General features: G+C 72.9%; 25 protein-coding genes, 1 tRNA gene and 3 pseudogenes. 23 read left to right on the top strand and 6 right to left on the bottom strand.

Going from position 1 to position 25,199, the window contains the following annotated elements; genetic code table 11:
* The 5 genes and pseudogenes from HDR73_RS04270 to HDR73_RS04250 all read left to right on the top strand — a co-directional run.
* Positions 1-103 (top strand): annotated as a pseudogene (locus HDR73_RS04270) (IS481 family transposase); the annotation flags it as partial.
* 31 nt (positions 104-134) lie between these two features.
* A pseudogene (locus tag HDR73_RS04265) lies at positions 135-569 on the top strand (hypothetical protein); the annotation flags it as partial.
* Complete coding sequence (locus HDR73_RS04260) at positions 524-1,159, top strand: helicase-related protein (protein WP_223842699.1); 636 nt, start codon at positions 524-526, stop codon at positions 1,157-1,159. The pseudogene HDR73_RS04265 and the gene HDR73_RS04260, both read left to right, overlap by 46 nt.
* A gap of 148 nt (positions 1,160-1,307) precedes the next feature.
* Positions 1,308-1,985 (top strand): protein NO VEIN domain-containing protein, encoded by a 678-nt coding sequence (locus HDR73_RS04255; RefSeq protein WP_133064089.1) that lies wholly within the window; start codon positions 1,308-1,310, stop codon positions 1,983-1,985.
* Positions 1,986-2,003: 18 nt separating this feature from the next.
* Positions 2,004-2,735 (top strand): hypothetical protein, encoded by a 732-nt coding sequence (locus HDR73_RS04250; protein WP_198433870.1) that lies wholly within the window; start codon positions 2,004-2,006, stop codon positions 2,733-2,735.
* 465 nt (positions 2,736-3,200) lie between these two features.
* Here the strand turns inward: HDR73_RS04250 and HDR73_RS04245 are convergent, their stop codons facing one another.
* Together HDR73_RS04245 and HDR73_RS04240 are read right to left on the bottom strand one after the other, a co-directional pair.
* On the bottom strand, positions 3,201-3,929 hold the full coding sequence (locus tag HDR73_RS04245) for an ABC transporter ATP-binding protein (protein WP_012297926.1): 729 nt from the start codon (positions 3,927-3,929) through the stop codon (positions 3,201-3,203).
* The gene (locus tag HDR73_RS04240; RefSeq protein WP_041464321.1) at positions 3,926-5,047 is read right to left on the bottom strand and encodes an ABC transporter permease; all 1,122 of its coding nucleotides are present in this window, start codon (positions 5,045-5,047) and stop codon (positions 3,926-3,928) included. The genes HDR73_RS04245 and HDR73_RS04240 overlap by 4 nt, the downstream gene beginning before the upstream one ends.
* 149 nt (positions 5,048-5,196) lie before the next feature.
* Here HDR73_RS04240 and HDR73_RS04235 point away from each other — a divergent pair, with 149 nt between their 5' ends.
* Both HDR73_RS04235 and HDR73_RS04230 read left to right on the top strand, forming a co-directional pair.
* Positions 5,197-6,375 (top strand): sensor histidine kinase, encoded by a 1,179-nt coding sequence (locus HDR73_RS04235; RefSeq protein WP_012297924.1) that lies wholly within the window; start codon positions 5,197-5,199, stop codon positions 6,373-6,375.
* Positions 6,372-6,992 (top strand): response regulator, encoded by a 621-nt coding sequence (locus HDR73_RS04230; protein WP_012297923.1) that lies wholly within the window; start codon positions 6,372-6,374, stop codon positions 6,990-6,992. The genes HDR73_RS04235 and HDR73_RS04230 overlap by 4 nt, the downstream gene beginning before the upstream one ends.
* A gap of 108 nt (positions 6,993-7,100) precedes the next feature.
* Here the strand turns inward: HDR73_RS04230 and HDR73_RS04225 are convergent.
* Together HDR73_RS04225 and HDR73_RS04220 are read right to left on the bottom strand one after the other, a co-directional pair.
* A tRNA-Ser gene (locus tag HDR73_RS04225) sits at positions 7,101-7,190 on the bottom strand.
* Positions 7,191-7,247: 57 nt separating this feature from the next.
* Complete coding sequence (locus HDR73_RS04220) at positions 7,248-7,748, bottom strand: hypothetical protein (RefSeq protein WP_012297922.1); 501 nt, start codon at positions 7,746-7,748, stop codon at positions 7,248-7,250.
* A gap of 248 nt (positions 7,749-7,996) precedes the next feature.
* Here HDR73_RS04220 and HDR73_RS04215 point away from each other — a divergent pair, with 248 nt between their 5' ends.
* Positions 7,997-8,638 carry an HAD-IA family hydrolase gene (locus HDR73_RS04215; protein ID WP_012297921.1) on the top strand — a complete coding sequence of 214 codons (642 nt, stop codon included), beginning with the start codon at positions 7,997-7,999 and terminating at the stop codon, positions 8,636-8,638.
* Positions 8,639-8,690: 52 nt separating this feature from the next.
* Here HDR73_RS04215 and HDR73_RS04210 read toward each other — a convergent pair whose 3' ends face one another.
* On the bottom strand, positions 8,691-9,419 hold the full coding sequence (locus HDR73_RS04210) for a GAF and ANTAR domain-containing protein (protein WP_012297920.1): 729 nt from the start codon (positions 9,417-9,419) through the stop codon (positions 8,691-8,693).
* A 50-nt stretch (positions 9,420-9,469) separates the two neighbouring features.
* Positions 9,470-10,171 (bottom strand): GAF and ANTAR domain-containing protein, encoded by a 702-nt coding sequence (locus HDR73_RS04205; protein WP_012297919.1) that lies wholly within the window; start codon positions 10,169-10,171, stop codon positions 9,470-9,472.
* A 474-nt stretch (positions 10,172-10,645) separates the two neighbouring features.
* Between HDR73_RS04205 and HDR73_RS04200 the strand changes: the two genes are divergently transcribed.
* The 15 genes and pseudogenes from HDR73_RS04200 (at position 10,646) to HDR73_RS04130 (ending at position 25,087) form a co-directional block, all read left to right on the top strand.
* Positions 10,646-11,299: an NADPH-dependent F420 reductase gene (locus tag HDR73_RS04200; protein ID WP_407637327.1), complete on the top strand. Its 654-nt coding sequence runs from the start codon at positions 10,646-10,648 to the stop codon at positions 11,297-11,299.
* A gap of 7 nt (positions 11,300-11,306) precedes the next feature.
* Positions 11,307-12,107: a sulfite exporter TauE/SafE family protein gene (locus tag HDR73_RS04195; protein ID WP_012297917.1), complete on the top strand. Its 801-nt coding sequence runs from the start codon at positions 11,307-11,309 to the stop codon at positions 12,105-12,107.
* A 77-nt stretch (positions 12,108-12,184) separates the two neighbouring features.
* Positions 12,185-12,454 (top strand): helix-turn-helix domain-containing protein, encoded by a 270-nt coding sequence (locus HDR73_RS04190; RefSeq protein ID WP_012297916.1) that lies wholly within the window; start codon positions 12,185-12,187, stop codon positions 12,452-12,454.
* Positions 12,447-13,769: a HipA domain-containing protein gene (locus HDR73_RS04185; protein ID WP_012297915.1), complete on the top strand. Its 1,323-nt coding sequence runs from the start codon at positions 12,447-12,449 to the stop codon at positions 13,767-13,769. Before HDR73_RS04190 ends, HDR73_RS04185 begins: the two co-directional genes overlap by 8 nt.
* Before the next feature lie 94 nt (positions 13,770-13,863).
* The gene (locus HDR73_RS04180) at positions 13,864-14,187 is read left to right on the top strand and encodes a putative immunity protein (protein WP_012297914.1); all 324 of its coding nucleotides are present in this window, start codon (positions 13,864-13,866) and stop codon (positions 14,185-14,187) included.
* Positions 14,188-14,466: 279 nt separating this feature from the next.
* Positions 14,467-14,571, top strand: coding sequence for a K(+)-transporting ATPase subunit F (gene kdpF, locus HDR73_RS04175; protein ID WP_041464319.1), 105 nt, complete (start codon positions 14,467-14,469; stop codon positions 14,569-14,571).
* On the top strand, positions 14,571-16,247 hold the full coding sequence (kdpA, locus tag HDR73_RS04170) for a potassium-transporting ATPase subunit KdpA (protein ID WP_012297912.1): 1,677 nt from the start codon (positions 14,571-14,573) through the stop codon (positions 16,245-16,247). The genes kdpF and kdpA overlap by 1 nt, the downstream gene beginning before the upstream one ends.
* Positions 16,244-18,397, top strand: a complete 2,154-nt coding sequence (kdpB, locus tag HDR73_RS04165) for a potassium-transporting ATPase subunit KdpB (RefSeq protein ID WP_012297911.1) — start codon at positions 16,244-16,246, stop codon at positions 18,395-18,397. Before kdpA ends, kdpB begins: the two co-directional genes overlap by 4 nt.
* A 32-nt stretch (positions 18,398-18,429) precedes the next feature.
* Positions 18,430-19,038, top strand: coding sequence for a potassium-transporting ATPase subunit KdpC (kdpC, locus tag HDR73_RS04160; RefSeq protein WP_012297910.1), 609 nt, complete (start codon positions 18,430-18,432; stop codon positions 19,036-19,038).
* Between the two features lie 32 nt (positions 19,039-19,070).
* Positions 19,071-21,606 (top strand): annotated as a pseudogene (locus tag HDR73_RS04155) (DUF4118 domain-containing protein).
* Positions 21,603-22,307 carry a response regulator gene (locus HDR73_RS04150; protein ID WP_012297908.1) on the top strand — a complete coding sequence of 235 codons (705 nt, stop codon included), beginning with the start codon at positions 21,603-21,605 and terminating at the stop codon, positions 22,305-22,307. Before HDR73_RS04155 ends, HDR73_RS04150 begins: the two are co-directional and overlap by 4 nt.
* A 54-nt stretch (positions 22,308-22,361) precedes the next feature.
* On the top strand, positions 22,362-23,138 hold the full coding sequence (locus HDR73_RS04145) for an SGNH/GDSL hydrolase family protein (RefSeq protein ID WP_223842698.1): 777 nt from the start codon (positions 22,362-22,364) through the stop codon (positions 23,136-23,138).
* 60 nt (positions 23,139-23,198) lie between these two features.
* A complete protein-coding gene (locus HDR73_RS04140) occupies positions 23,199-23,729 on the top strand; it encodes an RDD family protein (RefSeq protein ID WP_041464317.1) in 531 nt (176 codons plus the stop codon).
* A gap of 26 nt (positions 23,730-23,755) precedes the next feature.
* Entirely contained in the window at positions 23,756-24,115 is a 360-nt protein-coding gene (locus tag HDR73_RS04135; protein ID WP_012297905.1) for a hypothetical protein, read from the top strand.
* 135 nt (positions 24,116-24,250) lie between these two features.
* Positions 24,251-25,087, top strand: coding sequence for an ABC transporter permease (locus HDR73_RS04130; RefSeq protein ID WP_012297904.1), 837 nt, complete (start codon positions 24,251-24,253; stop codon positions 25,085-25,087).
* Positions 25,088-25,199: the final 112 nt, after the last annotated feature.

Genomic DNA, 25,199 nt, shown 5'->3' with positions numbered 1-25,199 from the left:
CCGCGCCGACGCGCTTGACCCCTTCATCGAGCACTACAACACTGAACGAATCCACTCAAGCCACGGGCTCACGCCCGCGGCCCGAGTGTCACCAACGTCATGACCCAGTACAGCTAGGCCCCCGCAGCAGGCGGCGGCTGATCCTGACCGGCACCCCGGCACCCAACGGCGCGAAGGACCTGGAAAACCTCTTCGGGTTCGTCTGGCCGGGGACGGGGCGCCAGAGCGTCATCCGGGCTGTCAACGGCGGGAGCCTGGCCGACGCGAGCCGCATACTCAGGCCGCTCTTCACGCGCACGACCAAAAGCGAGCTCGACCTGCCCGCTGTGGAGACGACGATCCGCACCATCCCACTGCCCCCGCTGCACGCCGAGATATACGAAGCTCTCGTCGGTCAGTTCTCCGCCCGCGCCGCGGGGCACGAAGGCGACTTTCAGGCGCTCGGCCAGATCCTGGTCTACATGCTTATGGCCGCGACCAGCCCTGCGCTGCTCGCGGTCGGTGCGAGCCGCTGGCGTATAGCGTGCCGCCGCTGCCGGTCCCGGAACGCTCGACGCTCTACCAGTTGATGCAGGACCTGCCCGCGTACGAGATGTCGCCCAAGTACCAAGAAGTGCTCGCGATCGTCAGTGAGAACGCAGCCCGCGGCCGCAAGACGCTCGTCTGGTCGACCTTCATTCGGAGCATTAACACCCTCGAGCGGGTCCTCGGGCGCTTTGGTCCCGCGGTCGTGCACGGGGGCACGCCGGATCGGGACGAGCAGATCCGGCGGTTCAAGCACGACGACGACTGCATGGTCTTGCTGTCAAACCCCGCGACGCTCGGGGAAGGAATCAGCCTGCACCACGAGTGCCATGACGCCGTCTACGTTGACCGCGACTTCGCGGCCGGCCGCTTCCTCCAGAGCCTGGACAGGATCCACCGCCTTGGGCTCCCGCCCGGTACCTCGACCCGCGTCACCGTTCTCGCCTCGGAGCGCACCGTTGACGAGGTCGTGGCGGCGCGGCTCGGCGCCAAGCTGGCCTTCATGGGCGGCATCCTCGACGATCCCGCGGTTCAGCAGCTTGCCGATCTCGACGAGGAGCCCCCTATCGGTGGCGGCCTTGACCACGGCGACCTCCAAGCACTGATGGGGCACTTGCGTGCGCCTTCCACCTGAGCCAGTCCTGCTTGCGGCCAGGCGCTGGCTGGAGATCGTCCCAGTAAGCGGAGGCATCCCGCGCGCTCAATCTCTACTCACGACCCACAGGAAGTACAGCGACCTATCACCGACTCAGTACGCCATCGCGTTTGCGTGGCTCCGCGACATGGGTCTCCTGGGCTTGCCGGGGTCCGGTGCTCCTCCCGCCAGCCGCATCCTTCGCGCGATCTTCGAGAACGCCGCGCCGACGTGGTTTCAGGATGCTGACCAGCTCGTTCGGTCGCCCGACGATCTCCCGTCGGACATAGTCTCCGCCGGGCAGGCCCTGGGTGTCGGTAGGGGTGAGGTGTACGAACAGCTCGTCAGCAGCTGGGGCAAGGTCGACACCGCCGTGCGCGAGCAAATCGGCGCGGCAGGAGAAGTGGCGCTTGTCCAGATGCTGCGGGACGGCACTGACGGGCGTGTCGACCACGTGTCGACGTGGTCCGACGGATTCGGCTACGACATCGCTTTCACCCAAGACCCCGTCGCCGCCCACCTAGAAGTGAAGAGCACGACGCGGGCCGGACGGTTCACAGCTTATTTGTCGCGCCACGAGTGCGAAGTCATGCTGCGCGACAGGCACTGGGTCCTGGTCGCGGTGCGTCTGAATTCCAGTTTCGAAGTGGTCGGCGTCGGCACCGTTCCCAGAGATTGGATCACAGCGAACGTGCCGCATGACTCAACGTCGTCCGTCAGCTGGGCGTCGTGCAAGATCGAGGTGCCTTCCGCGGTCATCGAGGACCGCGTACTGCAGCTCGGGGCAGATGCAGCGGGCGCGCTTCCGCCATGGAGCGGGGCGTAGTCGCGTGAGCTGCTGCCAATGAAGCAATCGGTAGATGGGAATGGGAAGGAAGCAGTGAAACAACCAGCGTGGGACGACCCCGAGCCGTCAACAGGGACGATGGTTCGCGGGGCGCTGTGGCTACTGCAGGTCGTCGGCGAGGGAGGCACCTTCACGAAGAGCCAGTTGCGGGAGGCTTTTCCCGGTGTCTCGCAAGTGGACAGGCGCATTCGTGACCTGAGCGACTGGGGGTGGGTCGTGCGCTCCAGCACCGAAGACGCGTCCCTGCAGTCGGAGGATCAGCGATTCGTGAAGTCCGGAGTGGCCGTGTGGGATCCGCAGGAGCGCAGGAAGGCTGCGCCGCGGAAGGCCATCACGAGCAAGGAACGGAGGGCAGTACTCGCGCGCGACGGCTACATGTGCACCCTGTGCGGGATTGCGGGCGCGGAGCCATATCGGGATGATCCGGTCATGACGGCCGTCCTGTCGGTCTCGCGACGGAAGGTGCGCACGATCGAGGGCTCCGAGACCGAAATGCTCGTGACCGAGTGCAACAGGTGCAGGTCCGGGCAGGACAACGTACCGATCGACATGGGCGTCGCTATTGCGGCCACTAGCGGGCTCAGCGCAGGTGCCCGTCGCCGGCTACTCCGCTGGATGGAGCGCGGCCGGCGAGGCATGACTGAGTTCGACCGCGCATGGGCAGCGTACCTTCGGACTCCCGTCGATCTGCGTCCGGAGCTCGCCGAATGGCTGCGAGGCCAGCAGTAGCCAGCGAACGATGTTTGGAGGGTGGAGAGCCGCTCGACATCGAGCTCGCGCACCCGGCGCTCGGAGTTGGAGACCGGGTACAGGTCAGATGTGTAGACGCCCCGCAGCCGGATTCAGACGCAGAGCACGCTGGACTCCGCGCTGGAACTCGCCGCCCGCGTACTTCTACTCGCGATGGAGTCCCGATACCGAATCGACCGCTCCCCCTTGTTGAAGCTGCCGCGGCGAGCCAACATCGCCTTTGGCGCGGCCAAGGTGTGACGTTCAGGCAGGTTGTTGTGATACGAGCCGAGTAAAGCATTGTGTTCGTGTTCGACAAAGCTGGCGCTAATTTTTACCCCTCCTAGTCGCCATGCCGTGCTTGTACCAGCCGTTGATTGAGGAGCCGTCTTCGTTTTCGACGGAACCATCGACCGCTGTGCGGAATCTAAGCGTCACGGCGGGCCGCGCCGGCCGCCGCCCGGGTCAGCGCGCCGCGGCGACCGCCTCCGCCGCCCGTGCGTCGCCGGGCTCGTCGACGCCCGCGATCCGCCCGTCGACCACCGTCACGAGCCGGTCGAGCGCGGCGCGGTGCACGAGGTCGTGGGTCACGAGCAGGGTCGCGGTGCCCTGGGCGTGGGTCAGCTGGGCGATGAGGTCCATGATCTCCGCGCCGCGCTCCTGGTCGAGCGCGCTCGTGGGCTCGTCGACGAGGAGCACCGACGGCTCGTTCACGAGCGCGCGGGCGATGGCGACGCGCTGCCGCTGGCCGCCGGAGAGCTGGGCCGGGCGCTTGCCGGCGTGCGCGATGAGGCCCACCGCGTCCAGCAGGGCGTCGGCGCGACGGCGGACGGCCCGACGCCGGGCGGATCCGCCGCTCCCGCCGAGCTCGGCCATCACCAGCAGCTGCTCCCGTGCGGTGAGCGACGGCACGAGGTTCGACTGCTGGAAGACGATCCCGATGCCGTCGCGCCGCAGCGCGGTCGCCTCCTTGCGGCTGAGGGTCGCGGCGTCGACGTCGCCGATGAGCACGCGCCCGGAGTCGGGCCGGATCAGCGTCGCGGCGACCGCGAGGATCGACGACTTGCCGGAGCCCGACGGCCCCGTGATCCCCGTGACGACGCCCGCGGGCGCCGTGAGCGAGACGCGGTCGACCGCGGTGATGCGGGAGTCCCCGTCGGGGAAGGTGAGGGTGACGTCGTCGAGGTGGATCATCGGTTGCTCCCGAGTGCGGTGAGGGGGTCGGCGTGGGTGACGGTGCGGAGCGCGACGGCGGCGCCGGCGAGCCCGAGGACGGCCATGGCGGCCGCCGGGAGGAGGGTCGTGAGCGGGCTCAGCAGGAACGGGAGGGTGCCGCCCGCGAGCGATCCGAGGACGGCGACCACCGCGATCCCCGCGCCGATCGCGAGCACGAGGACGACGAGCGCCTGGCCGAGCGCGTCGCGGATCAGGGACGCGTCGGACGCGCCGAGCGCCTTCAGCACGGCGATGTCGCCCGCGCGCTGCATGGTCCACACGGTGAAGAAGGCGCCGACGACGAGCGCGGAGACGCCGAACAGCATCGCGATCATGAGTGCGAGGGATCCGATCTCGGACTTGAAGGTCTCGAGCGCGCCGAGGCTCGCGAGGGCGGGCGAGGCGGAGGTGCGGGTGGCGCTCGCGGCGGCGGACCAGTCGGGGGATCCGGAGACGGCGAGCACGGTCGCGTCGCCGTCGCCGCCGAGGCGCTGGTCGGCCGCGGACCACGCCTCGGGGGTCAGCGCGACGACGGGCGTGTGGCTGTAGGAGGCGTCACCGCCAACCGAGGCGACGCGGTAGGCGGTGCCCGCGATCGTGACCGGGTCGCCGACGTCCGCGTGCAGGGCGCGCGCCGCCTCGGACGACAGCCCGACCTCGTCGTCCGCGGTGGGCGCCAGGTCGGTGACCGTCGACGCAGGGGCGCCGTACGGGATCCCGAACAGGGCGACGGCGACCGCATCCGCATCCGCATCCGCGCCGCCCGCGGCTCCCGCGCCGCCCGCCGCCCCCGCGCCGGTCGCCCGGCCCTGCGCGATGCCGATCGGCGTCACCGCCGCGACCCCGGAGGTGCCTCGCCAGGCCGCGACCGTGGCGTCGTCGAGCGACGACTGCGCGAACGACGGCTGCCCGGAGTCCGGCTGCGCGAGCACGAGGCGGTCCCCGGGGAGGCCGAGCACGGCCGACACGTCCTGCGCGGCGAGCCCGCCGGTCAGGCCCGCGAGGAATCCCACGAGCAGGGTGATGAGGGCGACGACCGCACCGATGAGCACGAACCTCCCCCGGGCGAATCGGAGATCACGCCAGGCGACGAACACGTTGGATCCTTCCGGCGCCGGGGTCCTTCCCCGCCGCCGTGACCAGACTCGCCGTCGGGCTCCCCGCATCCATCGGGGAGAGGTCTGCTCCCTCCTTCCCACTTTCGATTGATCCGCTCCCGCGCTCGCCGCCGTACGCTCCAGGGGACATGGCCCACAGCACCCTCTCCCCCGTGTTCGTGGGGCTCCGCACCGGACTGCACGTGCTCGTCGCGGCCCTGCTCGCGCTCGTGGTGGTGCGCGTGCTCGTCGCGGACGGGCCGCGCACCGGGATCGCGCTCGCGCTGGCGGCCGCGTTCGCCGTGCTCTACCTGCTCGGCGCGCGCGTGCGGCTGGTGCGGGTGTCGCGCCGGGCCGCGGTCGGCGCCGTGTGGATCACCGCGCTCACCGCCGCGTGGATCGCCCTCCTCGTGCTGGTGCCGGACGCGGCGTACCTCGTCTTCCCCCTCTTCTTCCTCTACCTGCACGCGCTGCCCCGCGCCGTGGGGCCCGTCGCCGTGGTCGTCGCGACCCTCGTCGCGGTCGTGGCGCTCGGGCTGCACGGCGGGTTCACGATCGGCGGCGTGATCGGCCCGCTCGTCGGCGCCGGCGTCGCCCTGCTCATCGGCCTCGGCTACCGGGCGCTCGCGCGGGAGTCCGCGGAGCGCGAGGCGCTCCTCGCGGAGCTCATCGCCACGCGCGACCTCCTCGCCGCGACCGAGCGGGAGCAGGGGGTGCTGACGGAGCGCGCGCGACTGGCGCGGGAGATCCACGACACCGTCGCGCAGGGCCTCAGCAGCATCCAGATGCTGCTGCACGCGGCCGAGGCGGCGGACGGCGACCGGCCGGGCCTCGACCACATCCGCCTGGCCCGGGCGACCGCGGCCGACGGGCTCGCCGACACGCGCCGCTTCATCCGGGAGCTCGCGCCGCCCTCGCTCGACGCGGGGCTCGGCGCGGCGCTCGGCCGGCTGAGCGCGCAGTGGCGCCGGGAGGGGCTGCGGATCGACGTGGCCGTCCCGCCGCTCGAGTCGCCGCTGCCGATGGACGTGCAGACGGCCCTGCTGCGCATCGCCCAGGGCGCCGTGGCGAACGTGGCGCAGCACGCCGACGCGAGCGTCGTGGAGATCGGCCTCACGGTCACGGCCGCGCACGCGACGCTCACCGTGCGCGACGACGGGGCGGGCTTCGACCCGGCCCGGGCAGCCGCGGACGCCGGCGCCTCCGACTCGTTCGGCCTCCGCGCCATGGCGCAGCGCGTGGAGCAGCTCGGCGGGACCCTCGACGTCGACAGCGCTCCCGGCCGGGGCACCATCATCACGGCGGTCCTGGGGGTCGGGCCGTCGTGATCCGCATCGTCATCGCCGACGACCACCCCGTGGTCCGCGCCGGGCTCCACGCCGTCCTCGACGCGGCGGCCGACATCGACGTCATCGGGGAGGCGGCCACCCCCGCCGAGGCCGTCGCGCTCGCGGCGTCGGAGGATCCCGACCTCGTGCTGATGGACCTCCAGTTCGGCCAGGAGCGCACGGGCGCGGACGCGACCCGGCAGATCCGCCAGGCGGAGGCGGCCCCGTACGTGCTGATCCTCACCAACTACGACAGCGACGGCGACATCCTCAGCGCGGTCGAGGCGGGCGCGAGCGGCTACCTCCTCAAGGACGCGCCGCCGGCCGAGCTGCTCGCGGCGGTGCGCGCGGCCGCCGCCGGCGAGAGCGCGCTGGCGCCCGCGGTCGCGAGCCGCCTGCTCGCCCGGATGCGCGCCCCGCGCGTGAGCCTGTCGTCACGCGAGATCGAGGTGCTGCGGCTCGTCGCCGACGGGGCGTCGAACACCGATGTCGCCGCGCGCCTGCACATCACCGACGCGACCGTGAAGTCGCACCTCGTGCACGTCTTCTCGAAGCTCGGCGTGAGCTCGCGCACGGCCGCGGTCGCTGCGGCGCGGGAGATGGGGGTGCTGCGGTGAGGCGCGGGCCCGGCCCACATCGACCCCGCACACGACGAAGGGCCCCGGTCTCCCGGGGCCCTTCGCGCGGATGCCGGGCTGCGCGCGAGGCGCGGTGCCGGACCCTTCTGGCGGTGGCGGTGGGATTTGAACCCACGGTGGAGTCTCCCCCACACACGCTTTCGAGGCGTGCTCCTTAGGCCGCTCGGACACGCCACCGGGATCGAGTGTAGTACAGGGCGGCGGCGCGCCCGCACGGGGCGGACGGCCGCAGGATCAGCGCGCGGGTGCCAGGGCTCGCACCCGGATGGGCGCCTCGACGCGCACCGGGGCGGACGCGATCCGTGCCGTATGCGGGAGCGTCACGGGCGTCGACGCGTCGACCACGCGGATCCCCCGCACCTCCACCTCGGCCGGCACGGGCACCGCGAGGAGGTCGCCGGCCGCGAGGTCGGCGGGGAGGCGCACGGCCCGGCCGCCGACCTCCGCGGGGCGCGCCGCGGCGGTGGACGCGCGGCCGATGAGCCGCGCCTCCTCCCACGCGCAGGCGAAGCCGGCGACGTCCGCGTCGACGAGCAGGGCGCGCGGGGCGTCGGCGGTCGCGGGGGCGACGGCGAGGATCCGCAGCACGACCGCCGAGGCGCGCACCGTGCGCGATGCGCGTCCGCTGCTGCACCGATCGACCGCGGCGGCCGTAGTCGTGCAGGGCGTGCCGCGCTCCGCGGCGAGCGCGACGAGGGACACGTCGCCGACGCGCAGGTCGGTGGTGGTGGCCATGGTGCTGCGGGCCAGAGGGCGGCGGCGAGGGTATCCGGGATGCTGCGGCGGAGCGACGGGAGGATCGCGGTGAGGGTCATGGCAGCAGGTCTACCGCCGCGGACGGCGGCGGGAGCCGGCCCTGACGGAAGCCGTGCGCCTGCACGCCCGACCCTCACGGGATCCGCACTGCCGTGGACGCCGCGGACGCTCCGGGCGCGCAGCGGGCATGCTCGAAGGGACCCGTCCGCTCGTCCTGAAGGAGACCCGTGCCCGAGAACCGCGACCCCGCCCTCCCCTGGCTGCTCTTCGACATCGGCGGCGTGCTCATCACCCGGCCGGACGACATCGGGGCGATCAGCCGTGCGCTCGATCCCGACGCCCCCGGTGGCGAGGACGCGGAGGCCCGCGTCCGCGACGCGTTCGACGCGCACCGCGAGCCGTACGACCGCGGCGGCAGCGCCCGGGAGTTCTGGGAGGCCGTCGCCCGCGACCTCGGCCTGCCCGCGCCGGGCGAGGACGACCTCGCCGAGCTCGTCGCCATCGAGCAGCGCCGCTGGGCATCGCCCGGCGACGACACGCTCGCCGCCCTGGATCGCGCCGTCGCCGCGGGCTACCGGCTCGCGATCCTCTCCAACGCGCCGCACGAGCTCGCCGACGTGCTGGAGGATCCCGCAGGCTGGGGCGCCCGCTTCGACGTGGTGCTGGTGAGCGCGCGGATCGGCACGGCGAAGCCCGACGCCGACGTGTGGCCGCTCGCCGCGGAGCGCCTGGCCAGCCCGGCCGACGGGATCCTGTTCGTCGACGACAAGCCCGCCAACGTCGACGCCGCCCGCGAGGCCAGCTTCCACGCCCACGTCTGGGAGGGCCTCTCGACGCTCGACCGGATCCTCGCCGGCACGCTCGCCTGACGCCGCGGCCGCCCGGGGCGCCGCCGCGGCCGCCCGGGCCGCCGCCGAGCCGTTAAGGCCGCGCCGCCGCCCGGATCCTCACGCGACCCTCGACGATGCCCGCCGCGACCACCGGCATCGCCGTGCTGGTGTCGCGTGCCTCGCGGCGGATCAGCCGGAAGGCCTCGTCCATGTCGACGCCGTGGGTGTGCGCGATGACGCCCTTGGCCTGCTCGATCACCACGCGGCTGTCGAGCGCGTGGCGGAGCTGGGCGTGCACGACGCCGCTGTCGCGGATCGTCCGCTCCTGGAGCACGCTGATCGTCGCCACGTCGGCGAGCGCCTGCGCGGCCGTGGCGTCGGCCTCGTTGAGCACGCCCTCGTGATCCCGGAAGAGGTTGAGCGAGCCGATGACCCGCCCGCGCAGCCGCAGCGGGATCGCGTGCACCGACACGTACCCGGCGCCCGCGGCCTGCTCGGCGAAGGCCGGCCAGCGGTGGGCGATCTCACGCACGTCGGCCACGGACACGACCCGGCCGGTGGTCACCGCCTCGACGCACGGGCCCTCCCCGACCTCGAGCTGCATCAGCCCGACGAGGCGGCTCTTCTCGCTCGTGGACGCGACGACCTCGAGGTGCTGGGCGTCCGGCCCGATGATGATGCCCGCCGCGCTCGCGTCGAACAGCAGGGTGGTCTGATCGACCAGCGTCTGCAGGAGGTCGAGCACGTCGAAGTCGCCCACGAGCGAGTCGGCGAGGCTCACGAACGTGTGGACGAGCAGCTCTTCCCGGGTCTCCGGCATCGTGGTGCTCCCTCTGGGTCGTTCGGACGGTGGGGTGTCGTCGGTCCGCATCAGCGTTCCGGGGTGAAGTCGAGGATGCGCCCGACGACGTCCTCGGCCACGTCCCGGACGGGGCGTCCCGTGGCGAACGCGTGGCCCCGGAGGACGAGGAGCGCATCAGTCGGGGAGATGCCCATCTGGGCGACGACCATCCCGGTGGCTTGGTGCACCTCGCGGCGCGAGTACCGGCCCTTCCAGGCATCAGTCTCCTCCCGCCAGGCCTCGGAGGTCAGGAGCGCGCGGCGGAGGACCTGACGGGCGACGATGCGGGACAGCGCGGTCGCGTCCGTCACCTCCCGGTCGGAGATGTCGCGGGCGGTGCGGGAGTAGAGGTCCACCGCGCCGAGGCTGAGGCCCGCGAGCTCGAGCGGGAACGCGAAGACCGCGCCGAGGCCCGCCTCGTGCATGGCGTGGCGGGCGAGCGGCCAGGACGTGCCGGCCGAGGTCCGCATGTCGGGCTCCAGCACGGGCACGCGACTGGTCATCGCCTCCCAGCACGGGCCCTCGCCGAGGTCGAGCTGGATCTCGTCGAGCCGGGCCGCCCGCTCGTCCGACGCGGAGACGGTCTCGCTGCCGAGCGGATCCCCGAGGGTCGAGACGGCGGCGCCGCTGACGCCGAACACGGAGGCGAGGGGCCCGGACAGGTCGGATCCCCGGTTCCCCGCGCGCTCGAGCGCCTCCGCGGCGTCCGCCACCGCGGCGCGCCTAGGCATGCGCCACCGGATGAGGGGGTGTGCGTGTCTTCACGAGAGCCTCCATGGCCCGTCGGGTCCGCGAGATGGGCAGCGGAGCTGAGGACCGGGTGTCGATCGCACGACAGCCTAATGCCGCCGTCATCCGGTCTCGCAGGCGGGACGGGGCCGGCGGGTCCGCGTCGCGGACCCGCCATCAGCGGGGGTCCGGGCTGACTTCGTGAGGCTTCCGTGCCCGGTCCGCGGCGCATCGCCGCGGCCGTGCGCGAGCGGGTACCGGATCCACGATCGGCGTCGGATCGAGGTTCGGATGCGTCCCGCCCGGCCCTGCACCGTGATGCCGCAGGACCGTCGCCCACGCTAGATGACGACGGACCCGGGGTCGAGGGCATGTCCGATGTCCGCGGAGAATGGAGGTCATGAGCCTCCACGACGCCCCCCTCCGAGCGACCCGACCTGCCCGCGTCGGAGGCGGCGCGACCCGCCACCGTCGGGATCCTCGGTGCCGGCAAGGTCGGCACCGTGCTCGCCCGCCGCGCGATCGCCGCCGGGCACGAGGTGCTCATCTCGGGCTCGGGCGATCCGTCGCGCATCGCCCTCATCGTGGACGTGCTCGCGCCGGGCGCCGTCGCCACCACATCGGCGGACGCGGCGGCGCGCGCCGACGTCGTGATCCTCGCCCTCCCCCTCGGCAAGCTGCCCTCGGTGCCCGTCGCCGAGCTGCGCGGCAAGCTCGTCGTCGACGCCATGAACTACTGGTGGGAGGTCGACGGCCACCGCGACGACCTCGCGAACCCCGCTTCGTCCACGAGCGAGCTCGTGCAGGACTTCCTGCCCGACGCGACCATCGTCAAGGCCTTCAACCACATGGGGTACCACGACCTCGACGAGGGGCCCCGGCCCGCCGGCGCACCCGGCCGCAAGGGCATCGCGGTCGCGGGCGACGACGACTGGGCCCGCGCCACGGTCGCCGCCCTCGTGGACGCGTTCGGCTTCGACCCCGTCGACATCGGCCCGCTGAGCGCCGGCCGCGTGCTCGAGCCCGGCCGCTCGCTCTTCGGCGTGAACGTGGACGCCGACGAGATCCGCCGCCTGGTGGCGCTCGAGACGGCGGACGTCACGCGCGACGCCTCCCGCGCCGCCGAGTAGCGCGCGCATGGACATCGGCGGCTCGCTCGGCGAGATCACGCTCACGGTCGCGCTGCTCATGCTGCTCGCGGCGCTCGCGGCCGGGTGGATCGACGCGGTCGTCGGCGGCGGCGGCCTGCTGCAGCTGCCGGCGCTGCTGCTCGTGCCGGGGATCACGCCGGTGGAGGCGCTCGCGACCAACAAGCTCGCGTCGCTGTTCGGCACGACCACGAGCGCGGTCACCTGGTACCGGCGCACGCATCCGGATCTCCGCACCGCGCTGCCCATGGCCGCGGTCGCGCTGGTCGGCGCATACGGCGGCGCGAGCCTCGCGGCGCTGCTGCCGTCGTCGGTGTTCAAGCCGCTCGTGGTGGTCGCGCTGATCATCGTGGCCGTCGTCACGATCGCCCGCCCGCAGCTCGGCGACGTGGCGGCGATCCGCCACACGGGCCGGAAGCACCACGGGATCGCGGCCCTGCTCGGCGTGGTGATCGGCTTCTACGACGGCCTCATCGGGCCCGGCACAGGCACCTTCCTGATCATCGCGCTCATCACCGCGCTCGGCTACGACTTCGTGCTCGCGAGCGCCAAGGCGAAGATCGTGAACGTCGCGACCAACCTCGGGGCGCTCGCGTTCTTCATCCCGCAGGGCCACGTGCTGTGGGCGCTCGCGCTCGGCATGGGCGTCGCGAACATGGTCGGCGGCTACGCGGGATCCCGCATGGCGGTCGCCCGCGGCAGCCGCTTCATCCGCATCGCGTTCATCGTGGTGGTGGCGGTGCTGATCGTGAAGGTGGGGTCGGATGTGGTGGCGGAGTGGGGCGCGTGACCGATCGATCACTCTTGACTCGGTGATCGATCGATCACATACTCGGAGGTGATCGATCGATCACACGAGGAGGCGGCATGGCCAGGACCACGCGCACGCTCGCCGCCGAGCTGCGCCACCGGCGGGAGGAGCTGGGGCTCACGCAGGCGGGCGTCGCCGGGCTCGCGGGGGTCTCGCGGGAGTACGTCGTGCGCCTCGAGAGCGGGAAGGTTCGCTCGGAGCTCGGGTCGGTGATGCGCGTCGTCCGCGCGCTGGGGTGCGAGCTGAGCCTCACGATCGACCCGCGGGCCACCGATGCCGGCTCGCCCTCGCCGTTCGACCAGCCATGGGAGGACGACGATGAGTGAGGCCCTGAGCGTCTACCTAGACGGCCGGTTCGCCGGGCGCTACGAACGCACGACAGCCGGCCGCGTCGACTTCAACTACGACGCCGCCTACGCCGAGAGGCGCGGAGCTACGCCGCTGTCCATGTCGCTCCCCTTCGGCGCGCGCCTGCCGCCGCGGGCGGTGGATGCCTACTTCTCGGGCCTCATCCCCGAGGGCGCCGACGCGCTGGAGCAGATCCGACGGACGCACGGGCTGCGGACGACCGCCGACGCGTTCTCCGTCCTCCGGCACATCGGGCGCGACGCCCCGGGGGCCGTCCAGGTCCTGCCCGAGTCGGAGGAGGCCGACGACGACGCCCGCGCCCAGGGCGACGTCACGCCGCTCTCCGTGGAGGAGTTCCGCGACCTCATGTCCGACCTGCGTTCCGGCGCCGCGACCACGCCGGCGGCCCTGCAGGGGAAGTGGTCGCTGCCGGGAGCACAACGGAAGGTCGCACTGCACCGGCTCGCCTCCGGCGCGTGGGGCATCCCGCAGGACTCCACCCCGACGACGCACATCCTGAAGCCGGCGATCCCGGGCTTCGCGCACCACGACGTGAACGAGTTCCTCACCATGCGGGCCGCCGCATCCCTCGGGCTCGAGACCGCCCGGACCGATGTGCTCGACCTCGGCGACGACCTCTCCGTCGTCGTCTCGCACCGGTACGACAGGCGCGAGGGCGGCGACCGGTGGCGGCGCCTCCACCAGGAGGACCTCTGCCAGGCGCTCTCCGTGATGCCGGGCCGCAAGTACCAGGACCAGGGCGGGCCGGGGATCGCGCAGGCCGCCGACCTGTTCACCGAGTTCGAATACCCGGCCGAGGCTGCGGCGGCCCGCATCCGCTTCTTCGACGCCATCGTCTTCAACATCGCCGCATGGGCGACAGACGCCCACGCCAAGAACTTCTCGGTGCTGCTGCGCGGGAACGGCCAGCAGCTCGCGCCGCTCTACGACCTCGCCACCTACGCACCCTACGGCGGAGGCCCTCAGGCCGAGCGCTCCGCCATGAAGGTCGGCGACGAGTACCGGCTCTCCACGATCGGTCGACGCCACCTCCAGAAGGCGGCGCGACGGCTCCGTGTCGACGCGGATCTCGCGGACGCGCGGATCGATCACATCCGCGATGGCATCTCGGCCGCGTACGCCGACGCGGCGACCGAGCTCGCGGAGCATCCCGCACTCGTCGCGCCGGCCCACGCCGTCGTCGACGCGGTGCACGCCAAGGCGGTCGAGCGCGGCTGGGCCACGGAGTCGACGTACGTCGATCTGGCCTCCCCGCCCGACGATCGCAGGTGACCACCCGACGCCCACGCTGGCGTCACGCGGCGACCCCTGGCAGCCTTCCCGCATACCCATCCTCCCGACGCACCGCGACCCCGCCCTCATCACCGTGCGCCGCGGCGGCACGCTGACCGACAGCGACCACCGGGCGCTCGCGCTGTGGGCGATCGCGTGCGCGGAGCACGTGCTGCCGCTGTTCGAGGCCGAGCGGCCCCAGGATCCGAGGCTGCGCACGACGCTCGAGGCCGCCCGCGGCTGGGTGCGCGGCGAGGTGCCGATGAGGGAGGCGCACCAGCAGTCGTTCCGGGCCAACGACGCCGGGAAGGGGCTGCCGGATCCGGCGCGGTTCCCCGCGCACTTCCGCGCCGCCGTCCTCGCCGACCAGAGCGCCCGCAGCGCGATCTGCTGGGGCGTGTTCGACGACATCGTCTGACACCCGTCGGCCTGCCGATCCCGGTCTGACCGGCGCCCCGCCGGCCCCCGCGTAGGAGTGTCGTGAGGTTCCCCGCGGCACCGTGAGGGAACCGTATGGATGCGTGAGGACGCCCGCGCGCGAGGTGTCTAGTGGTGCCTCGTGCCCCCGACGGGCACCCGCGTCCGACCGGCCGCGGCACCCTCACCGGAGGATCCCCGTGCTCGACCTCGTGTACATCGCAGGCGCCATCGTCCTGTTCGCCCTCGTCGCCCTCGTCGGGCGAGGAGCGGAGAAGCTGTGATCACCTCGTTCGCCGACGCCGCCGGCCTCGCCGCCGCGGTGCTCGGCATCGCCTCCGTGGTGTACCTCGTGTACGCCCTGATCCGCCCCGAGAAGTTCTGATGGACACGCTCGCCGGCATCCTCCAGGTCGCGTCCGTCGTCCTGGTCCTCGTCCTCGTCCACCGCCCGCTGGGCGACCTCATGGCGCGCATGTACGAGTCGCGCCACGACACCCGCGTCGAGCGGGGCATCTACCGCCTCATCGGCGTGGATCCCCGCTCCGAGCAGACCTGGCCCGCCTACCTCCGCGCGGTGCTCGCGTTCTCGCTCGTCGGCGTCCTCGTCGTCTACGGGATGCAGCGTCTCCAGGCGTTCCTCCCCTACGCGCTCGGCCTCCCCGCCGTGCCCGAGGGCATCTCCTTCAACACCGCCGTCTCGTTCGTCACCAACACGAACTGGCAGTCGTACTCGCCCGAGGCGACCATGGGCTACACGGTCCAGCTCGCCGGGCTCGCGGTGCAGAACTTCGTCTCGGCGGCCGTCGGCATCGCCGTGGCGATCGCGCTCGTCCGCGGCTTCGCCCGCACGCGCAGCGGCACGATCGGCAACATGTGGGTCGACCTGATCCGCGGATCCCTCCGCCTGCTCCTCCCCCTCTCGCTCGTCACCGCGGTGGTCCTCATCGCCGGCGGAGTGATCCAGAACTTCGCCGGCTTCCAGGACGTGCAGACGCTCGCGGGCGGCACGCAGACGATCCCGGGCGGGCCGGTGGCCTCGCAGGAGGCGATCAAGATGCTCGGCACGAACGGCGGCGGGTTCTTCAACGCGAACTCCGCGCACCCGTTCGAGGACCCGACCGCGTGGACCAGCGCGTTCCAGGTGCTGCTGATGCTCGTGATCCCGTTCTCGCTCCCCCGCACCTTCGGGAAGATGGTCGGCGACACCCGCCAGGGCACCGCGATCGCGGCCGTGATGGCGACCATCGCGGTCGCGTCGCTCACGGCGCTCACGCTGTTCGAGCTGCAGGGCGCGGGATCCGCCCCCATGGCGGCCGGCGCCGCGATGGAGGGCAAGGAGCAGCGCGTCGGCATCATCGGCTCGGCGCTGTTCGGCACCGTCTCCACGCTCACCTCGACGGGCGCGGTCAACTCGATGCACGACTCGTACACGGCGCTCGGCGGCATGATGCCGATGCTCAACATGATGCTCGGCGAGGTCGCCCCCGGCGGCGTCGGATCCGGCCTCTACGGCATGCTCGTGCTCGCCGTCATCGCGGTGTTCGTCGCGGGCCTGCTCGTCGGCCGGACGCCCGAGTACCTCGGCAAGAAGATCGGGCCGCGCGAGATCAAGCTCGCGAGCCTCTACATCCTCGTCACGCCGATCCTCGTGCTCGTCGGCACCGCGCTCAGCTTCGCGATCCCCGCCGTCCGCGACGACGTGGAGGGCACGTCGATCCTCAACAGCGGGCTGCACGGCCTGTCCGAGGTGGTCTACGCGTTCACCTCGGCGGCCAACAACAACGGATCCGCGTTCGCCGGCCTCACCGCATCGACGCCGTGGTTCACCACGGCGCTCGGCGTCGCGATGCTGCTCGGCCGGTTCGTCCCGATCGTGCTCGTGCTGGCGCTCGCCGGATCCCTCGCGGCGCAGGACCGCATCCCCACCACCTCGGGGACCCTGCCCACCCACCGGCCGCAGTTCGTCGGCCTCCTCATCGGGGTGACGGTCATCGTGACCGCTCTCACCTACTTCCCCGTTCTCGCGCTGGGTCCCCTGGCGGAAGGGCTCGCATCATGACCGTCCTGACCACCCCCGAGGCGGACACCGCAGCGGCTCCCGCCGCGACGCGCGCCCGGGCCATCGACGCCCGGCAGCTCGCCGAGGCGCTCCCCGGCGCGTTCCGGAAGCTCGACCCGCGCCTCATGTGGAAGAACCCGGTGATGCTGATCGTCGAGGTCGGCGCCGCGTTCACCACCGTGCTCGCGATCGCCGAGCCCTTCACGGGCGGCGCGGGATCCTCCGGCGGCAGCGCCGTGCCCGCGACCTTCACGGCCGGGATCGCCCTGTGGCTCTGGCTCACGGTCGTCTTCGCGAACCTCGCGGAGTCGGTGGCCGAGGGCCGCGGAAAGGCGCAGGCCGACAGCCTCCGCAAGACCCGGACCAGCACGATGGCGCACGTCGTCGCGTCCGACGACCAGGCGGGCGATCCCGGCGCCGAGCGCGCCGAGCTCCGCGAGGTCTCGAGCGCCGACCTCACCCTCGGCGACACGGTCGTGGTGGTCGCCGGGGAGTCGATCCCGGGCGACGGCGACGTCGTGTGGGGCATCGCCTCCATCGACGAGTCGGCCATCACGGGCGAGTCGGCCCCCGTCATCCGCGAATCGGGCGGCGACCGCAGCGCCGTCACGGGCGGCACGCGGGTGCTGAGCGACCGGATCGTCGTGCGCATCACCTCGAAGCCCGGCGAGACCTTCGTCGACCGCATGATCGGCCTCGTCGAGGGCGCGTCGCGCCAGCGCACGCCGAACGAGATCGCGCTGAACATCCTGCTGGCGAGCCTCACGATCGTCTTCGTGATCGTGGCGCTCACGCTCAACCCGATCGCCTCCTACTCGGCGGCGACCGTGAGCGTGCCGGTGCTCATCGCGCTGCTCGTCTGCCTGATCCCGACCACCATCGGCGCCCTCCTCTCCGCCATCGGCATCGCCGGCATGGACCGGCTCGTGCAGCGCAACGTGCTCGCGATGTCGGGCCGCGCGGTCGAGGCCGCCGGCGACGTCACGACGCTGCTGCTCGACAAGACCGGCACCATCACGTACGGCAACCGCCGCGCCAGCGAGCTGATCCCCGTGGGCGGCGTGACGGGCGAGGAGCTCGCCCGGGCCGCGGCCATGTCGTCGCTCGCGGATCCGACGCCGGAGGGATCCAGCGTCGTCGACCTCGCGGTCGCGCAGGGCCTCGACACGGTCACGCTGCCGCGCGGTGTCGACGTGCCCTTCACCGCGCAGACCCGCATGTCGGGCGTCGACCTGCCCGACGGCCGCATCGTCCGCAAGGGCGCGTCGTCCGCCGTGTTCGCCTGGATCGAGGAGGGCGGCCGCGCGCTGCCGCAGCTGGTCCGCGACGAGCTCACCCGCACCGTCGAGGCCGTGTCGAACGGCGGCGGCACCCCGCTCGTCGTCGCGACCAAGGACGCCGACGGATCCGGCCGCGTGCTCGGCGTCGTGCACCTCAAGGACGTCGTGAAGGACGGCCTGAAGGAGCGCTTCGCGGAGCTGCGGGCGATGGGGATCCGGACGGTGATGATCACGGGCGACAACCCGCTCACCGCCCGCGCCATCGCCGCCGAGGCCGGGGTCGACGACCACCTCGCCGAGGCGACGCCCGAGGACAAGCTCGCGCTCATCCGCAAGGAGCAGGAGGGCGGCCGCCTGGTCGCCATGACCGGCGACGGCACCAACGACGCGCCCGCGCTCGCGCAGGCCGACGTGGGCGTCGCGATGAACACGGGCACCTCGGCCGCGAAGGAGGCCGGCAACATGGTCGACCTCGACTCGGACCCGACCAAGCTCATCGACATCGTCCGGATCGGCAAGCAGCTGCTCATCACGCGCGGCGCGCTCACCACGTTCTCCATCGCCAACGACATCGCCAAGTACTTCGCGATCATCCCGGCGATGTTCACGGGCGTCTTCCCGCAGCTCGCGGTGCTCAACGTGATGCAGCTGCACTCGCCGGCGTCCGCGATCCTCTCCGCGATCGTCTTCAACGCGCTGATCATCGTGGCGCTCATCCCGCTGGCCCTCCGCGGCGTCAAGTACCGGCCGCTCAGCGCCTCCAAGGTGCTCAGCCGGAACCTGCTCGTCTACGGGGTCGGCGGCGTGATCGCGCCGTTCATCGGCATCAAGCTCGTCGACCTCGTCGTCAGCCTGATCCCCGGCTTCTGATCCCCTCCTCCCACTCCAGACAAGGAAACGCAATGTCCTCCCCCCGCCAGTCCCTCCGCACCGCCGGCGTCGCCGTCCGCGCGATGGCCGTCCTCACCGTCGTCCTCGGCGTCGGCTACACGGCCGTCGTCACGGGAATCGGCCAGCTCGCGCTCCCCGCGCAGGCGGACGGCTCGCTCGTGTCCGTCGACGGCCAGGTCGTCGGATCCTCGCTGATCGGCCAGTCCTTCCAGGACTCCGACGGCACCGCCCTCCCGGAGTGGTTCCAGTCCCGGCCGTCGGCCGCGGGCGACGGCTACGACGCGTCCGCGTCCAGCGGCAGCAACCTCGGCCCCGAGAACGCGGACCTGGTCGCGTCCATCGAGGAGCGGAAGGCCGCGATCGCCGCGTCCGACGGTGTGGATCCGCGCACCATCCCGGCCGACGCGCTCACCGCGTCCGCGTCGGGGCTCGATCCGCACATCAGCCCGGAATACGCTCGGGAGCAGGTGGCGCGCGCCGCCTCTGCCCGGGGCATCCCCGAGCAGCAGGTCGAGCGCCTCGTCGACGAGCACGTGCAGGGCCGCGACCTCGGCTACCTCGGGGAGCCGACCGTGAACGTGCTCGAGCTGAACATCGCGCTCGCCGGCCTCGGCGGCTGAGGCCCGCACCACGCGGGCGAGGAAGAGGACAGATGAAGCGCGGTCGACTGCGGGTGCTGCTGGGAGCGGCGCCGGGCGTGGGCAAGACCTACGCGATGCTCGAGGAGGGCAAGCGGCTGCGCGACGAGGGCGCGGACGTGGTGGTCGCGGACGTGGAGACCCACGGCCGCGATGCTCGAGGGGCTGGAGATCCTGCCGCGGCGCGAGGTGTCGCACCGCGGGGTGGAGATCACCGACCTCGACGTGGACGCGGTCATCGCCCGCCGGCCCACCATCGCGCTCGTCGACGAGCTCGCCCACACCAACGCCCCGGGCGGCCGCTACAAGAAGCGCTGGCAGGACGTGGACCTCATCCGCGACGCAGGCATCGACGTGATCTCCACCGTCAACATCCAGCACATCGCCTCCCTCAACGACGTGGTCGAGAAGATCACGGGCGTGCCGCAGCGCGAGACGATCCCCGACCGGGTGCTCCGCGAGGCGCACCAGATCGAGGTGATCGACCTCGCGCCCAAGGCCCTGCGCGACCGGCTCGCCGGCGGGCGCGTGTACCCGGCCGAGCGGATCGACGCGGCCCTCTCCCACTACTTCCGGCTCGGCAACCTCACCGCGCTCCGCGAGCTCGCGCTGCTCTGGCTCGCCGACGAGGTCGACACCGCGCTCGCCGCCTACCGCGACGAGAAGGGGATCGACGCGCGATGGGAGGCCCGCGAGCGCGTGGTCGTGGCGCTCACCGGCGGCCCCGAGGGCGAGACGCTGCTGCGCCGCGGCGCCCGGATCGCGGCCCGCTCGGCCGGCGGCGAGCTCATGGCCGTCCACGTCTCCAGCCAGGACGGCCTCCGCTCCGGCAGCCCCGAGGCGCTCGCCAGCCAGCGCGCGCTCGTCGACTCGCTCGGCGGCAGCTACCACCAGGTCGTCGGCGACGACATCCCGCGCGCGCTCGTGGAGTTCGCGCGCGCCTCCAACGCCACGCAGCTCGTGCTCGGCGTGAGCCGCCGCAGCCGCCTCGCCGCCGCGGCGACCGGGCCCGGCATCGGCGCCACGGTGATCCGCGAGTCCGGCGACATCGACGTGCACATCGTCACGCACGCGGCCGCGGGCGGGCGGTTCCGGCTGCCCAGGGTCCGGGGCGGCGCGCTCAGCATGCGGCGCCGGATCCTCGGCGGGGTCCTCGCACTCGGCGGCGGCCCGCTGCTCACCTGGCTGCTCTCCGCCACGCGCTCGGACGACTCCATCACGAGCGACGTGCTCTCGTACCAGCTGCTCGTGGTGCTCGTCGCGCTCGTCGGCGGGATCTGGCCGGCCCTGTTCGCGGCCGTGCTCTCGGGATTCACGCTCGACTACTTCTTCATCGACCCGCTCTACACGATCACCGTCGACGAGCCGCTGCACCTGCTCGCGCTCGTGCTCTACGTGGTCATCGCGCTGCTCGTCAGCTGGATCGTCGACCAGGCCACCCGCCGCACCCGCCTCGCCCGCCTCGCGGTCGCCGAGGCGGAGCTGCTGGCGACCGTGTCGGGATCCGTGCTCCGCGGCGAGGGCGCCGTGCACGCGCTCGTGAGCCGCACCCGCGAGGCGTTCGGCCTGCAGGGCGTGAAGCTCGTGGACCGCGACGAGACCATCGCGTGGGACGGCGTCGTCACGGGCGCCGCCGCGACCGACGTGCCCGTGGGATCCCGCGGCGTGCTCACGCTCTACGGCGACGACCTCGAGGCGTCCGGCCGCCGGCTCCTCCGGGTGATCGCCGCCCAGCTCGACGCCGCGCTCGAACACCGCGACCTCTCCGACACCGCCCGCGAGGTCGGCCCGCTCGCCCAGACCGACCGCGTGCGCACGGCCCTCCTCTCGGCCGTCAGCCACGATCTCCGCCGCCCGCTCAGCGCCGCGACCGCCGCCGTCAGCGCGCTCCGCTCCCCCGGCATGACCTGGGCCGACGGCGACCGCGAGGAGCTGCTCGCCACCGCTGAGGAGAGCCTCGGCACGCTCGCCGACCTCGTCACCGACCTCCTCGACGTGAGCCGCGTGCAGGCCGGCGTGCTCGGCGTGCGCCTCATGGACGTCGACCTCGACGACGTCGTGCTCGCCGCCCTCGACGAGCTCGACCTCGGCCCCGCCGACGCCGTGCTGGACCTCGCGCCCGATCTCCCCGGTGCTGTCGCGGATCCGGGCCTCCTGGAGCGCGTCGTCGTCAACCTGCTGAGCAACGCCGTGCGGCACGCGCCCGACGGCGTGCCCGTGCGCCTCAGCACGAGCGCGTTCGCCGACGCGGTGGAGATCCGCGTCGTGGACCACGGCCCCGGCGTCGCGCCCGAGCGCCGCGACGACATGTTCGTGCCGTTCCAGCGCCTCGGCGACACCGACAACGCGTCCGGCCTCGGCCTCGGCCTCGCGCTCTCGAAGGGCTTCACGGAGGGGATGGGCGGCACGCTCACCGCCGAGGACACCCCGGGCGGCGGGCTCACGATGGTGGTCGCGCTGCCGGCGTGCCGGGCGGACGCGCCCGTGCCCGAGCCCGCCGAACCCGCGCTCGCCGATCCCGACACCGACTCCGAGCAGGTGTCCGCGTGAAGATCCTCATCGCCGACGACGACCAGCAGATCCTCCGGGCCCTGCGCATCACCCTCACGAGCCTCGGCTACGACATCGTCACGGCGGAGGACGGCGCCGCCGCCGTCCGCGCGGCCGTCGCCGAGAAGCCCGACCTCTACATGATCGACCTCGGCATGCCGCGGCTCGACGGCGTCGAGGTGATCCAGGCGCTCCGGCTCTGGTCGACCGCGCCGATCCTCGTGGTCTCCGGCCGCTCGGGCGCGGCCGACAAGGTGGAGGCGCTGGATGCGGGCGCCGACGACTACGTGACCAAGCCGTTCTCCATCGACGAGCTGCTCGCCAGGATCCGCGCCCTCGGCCGCCGCGCCGCCGCCGACGAGGACCGCGGCGCGAGCGTGTCCTTCGCCGACGTGACGGTCGACCTCGCCGCCCGCGTCGTCACGCGCGGCGACCAGCGCGTGCGCCTCACCCCCACCGAGTGGCAGGTGCTCGAGCTGCTCGTGCGGAACCCCGACCGGCTCGTCTCGCGGCAGGCCCTCCTCACCGAGATCTGGGGCCCGACCCACGTGAACGACAGCGGTTACCTCCGCCTGTACGTGGCGCAGCTGCGCAAGAAGCTCGAGCCGGATCCGGCCCACCCGCGGCACCTGCTCACCGATCCCGGCATGGGGTACCGCTTCGTGCCCGCGGGGGCGGGGCGGGCGCCGGAGGACACGTAGGCCGTGTCGCGCACGACCAGCCGGCACCCGGATCCACGAGCGTAGGCTCCCGTGGTGCCCCACAGATCCACCCGCCCCACCCGCCCCGCCGCCGTCATCGCCTCCGCCACCGCCGCGCTCGGCGGACTCGCGGCCGCAGCCCTCGTCGTCCCGCGCCGCTTCGAGGCCGGCCGCCGCGAGCGCGCCGTGGTCCTCAACGAGACGCTCCCCGTGAACTCGGCCTGGTGGCGTGAGCACGCGAAGACCGAGGGCGACCTCCTCTACGTGGCGCTCGGCGACTCGACCGCGCAGGGCATCGGCGCGAGCCGGCCCGGCAGCGGCTACGTCGGGATCCTCGCCGACCGGATCCGCGCCCTGAGCGGCCGCTCGGTCCGCACCGTGAACCTCAGCGTCTCGGGCGCCCGCGTCGCCGACCTCGTCGAGTACCAGCTCCCCCGCCTCGCCAAGCTGCGGCCCGACGTGGTGACCCTGGCGATCGGCGCCAACGACATCGCCGCCTTCGAGCCGGTCGCGTTCGAGCACGACCTCGGCCGGATCCTCGACGCCGTCCCGCCGACCACCGTCGTGGCCGACCTGCCGTGCTTCCACTTCCCGACGAGCGAGCGGAAGGTGCGGGTCGCCAACGAGATCGTCCGCCGCCTCGCCACGGACCGCGGCCTCCGCCTCGCGCCGCTGCACCGCATCACCCGCCGCCAGACCGCCGTCCTCGCGCTCACCCAGGCCGCCGGCGACCTCTTCCACCCGAACGACCGCGGCTACCGCGTCTGGGCGAGCGCGTTCCTGCCTTTCCTCCCGGCGACGGTCCGCGCGCTGGAGGTGGCGGGGCGCTGATGCGCTCGCGTCGGGGCCGACATCCCGGCCAGCCCGCCCGCGATGGATAGGGTCGCGTCCATGACCCGGCACCCCGGCGACCGCGTCCTCGCCGTCCTGATCGACTGGCTCTTCCTGTGCGTGTGGTCCGCGCTGGTCGCAGCCGTCGCCGTCCCCTTGCTCGTGGTGGGCGCCACGATGCCGCTCCCGCCGGTCGCGGCGAACGTCCTGGCAGCGCTGGCGACGGTGGTGCCGATCACGATCGTGCTCGCCGTGCTGGAGTCGGGACCGCGTCAGGCGACGCCCGGCAAGCGCGCGCGGCGGCTGGTCGTCCAGGACGCCCGGACCGGTGACGCGCTCCCCTTCCGCCGTGCGCTGCTCCGCAACGCCCTCAAGGTCGCGCTGCCCTGGACCGTCGGGCATGTGGCCGCTTACGCGATCGTCGGCACGAGCGATTCCCTCGGCTCCGTCCCGCCGGGCGTGGAGGCGGTGACGGTGATCGCCTACGTGCTCCCCGCGGTCTGGCTCCTGACGCTTCTCATCGGCTCGGGCCGCACGCCGTACGACAGGATCGCGGGGACGGTCGTCGCGCGATCGGCTCCTCGCGCGTGATCCGACCCCGTCCGTAGGGTGGATGCATGGCCGACGACACCCCCGACGCCCGCTCCACCGGCACGCTCTGGATGGTGATCGGCCTCGTCTCCGGGCCGCTACTCGTCACCGGCGCGGGCATCTCGCCGTGGATCTCCGCTGCCCTCTTCGCGCTGTCCGTCTTCATGTACGTGCGCGTCCGCGGCCGCGACCGAGCACTCGCAGCGCCTCCGACCGGGACGCTCTGGTTCGTCGTCTCGCTGATCATCGGCGCCCTCCTCGTGACGGGCTCCTTCGATCCGCCGTGGGTCGGGGCGGCCGCCCTCGCGGGCTCCGTCCTCCTCTACGTCCGCGCGATGATCCGCCTCGCGGCCCGCCCGGCAACGGATCCGGATCCCGGGGACTGACCGACCGCGCCAGAGCCCGCGGCGCAGGGTGTCCCCGGGTGCCGAAATGCGACCGGCGCCCCGGCACCCGCAGCCCATCCGCGCGGCACCGCCGCCTGACGCGGCACCCGGTGTCCGCTCCGTAGCGTCGGGCGCATGACCCCGCCCACCCGATCCACCCGCCGACCGCACGCCTCCCGCGATGCTCGGCGCACGCGGCTCACGTTCCGGCGCGCGACCCATGCGGAGCTGCTGAAGCTCGCGACGCTCCGCTCCACCCGCTGGACCGCCGTGCTGGTCGTGCTCGCCGGGGTAGGCATCAGCGTGGCGGCGTCCCTCGTGGCGAACCCGATGCCCGCGGGTGCCTCGTCGACGATGGCAGATGCGGGCACGGCCGCGATCCTCACCACTCCCCTGCTGCTCAGCCAGATCGTCGTCGGCGTGCTCGGCGTGCTCGCGATGGGCTCCGAGTACTCGAGCGGCACGATCGCCTCCACGCTCGCCGCGGTGCCGGACCGCCTCGAGGCGCTGTCCGCGAAGGCGCTCGCGGTCGCGCTGGTCGCGTTCGGGCTCGGCGTGATCCCCGGCCTCGGCGCCTACCTGCTGACCGCCGGCACGCGCGCCGACGTCGGCTACGACGGCAGCCTCGCGTCCTGGGGCGTGCTCGGGCCGCTGCTCGGATCCGGCGCCTACCTCGCGATGGTCGCCCTCCTCGGGCTGGCGCTCGCGACCATGATGCGCAGCGGCGTCGCCGCGATCACCGCCCTCATCGCCATCCAGCTCGTGCTGCCCCAGCTCGTCGCACTGGTGCCCGACATCGGGGACGTGGCCGTCTACGACCTGCTGCTCACGACCGCCGGCCGGATCCTGACGGGCACGACCGGGAGCATCGCCCCGCCGCCGACGACGCTCCTCGAGGTCGCGGCCACCGCGGCGTGGCTCGTGATCCCGGCGACCGCCGCGGCCCTCCTGTTCCGCCGCCGCGACGCCTAGCTGTACTCGGCCATGACGTTGGTGACACTTCGGGGCGTGTGAAGAGGCCTCCTGGCTTGATGGAGCTGTTCAGTTCAACCATCGCCAGGAGGCCTCGATGTCCCACGGTAAT

The organism is Clavibacter sp., from assembly GCF_014802555.1.
GTDB lineage: Bacteria > Actinomycetota > Actinomycetes > Actinomycetales > Microbacteriaceae > Clavibacter > Clavibacter sepedonicus.
Note: the sequence above shows the minus strand (reverse complement) of the source record. Positions and strands in the feature narration are given on the sequence as shown.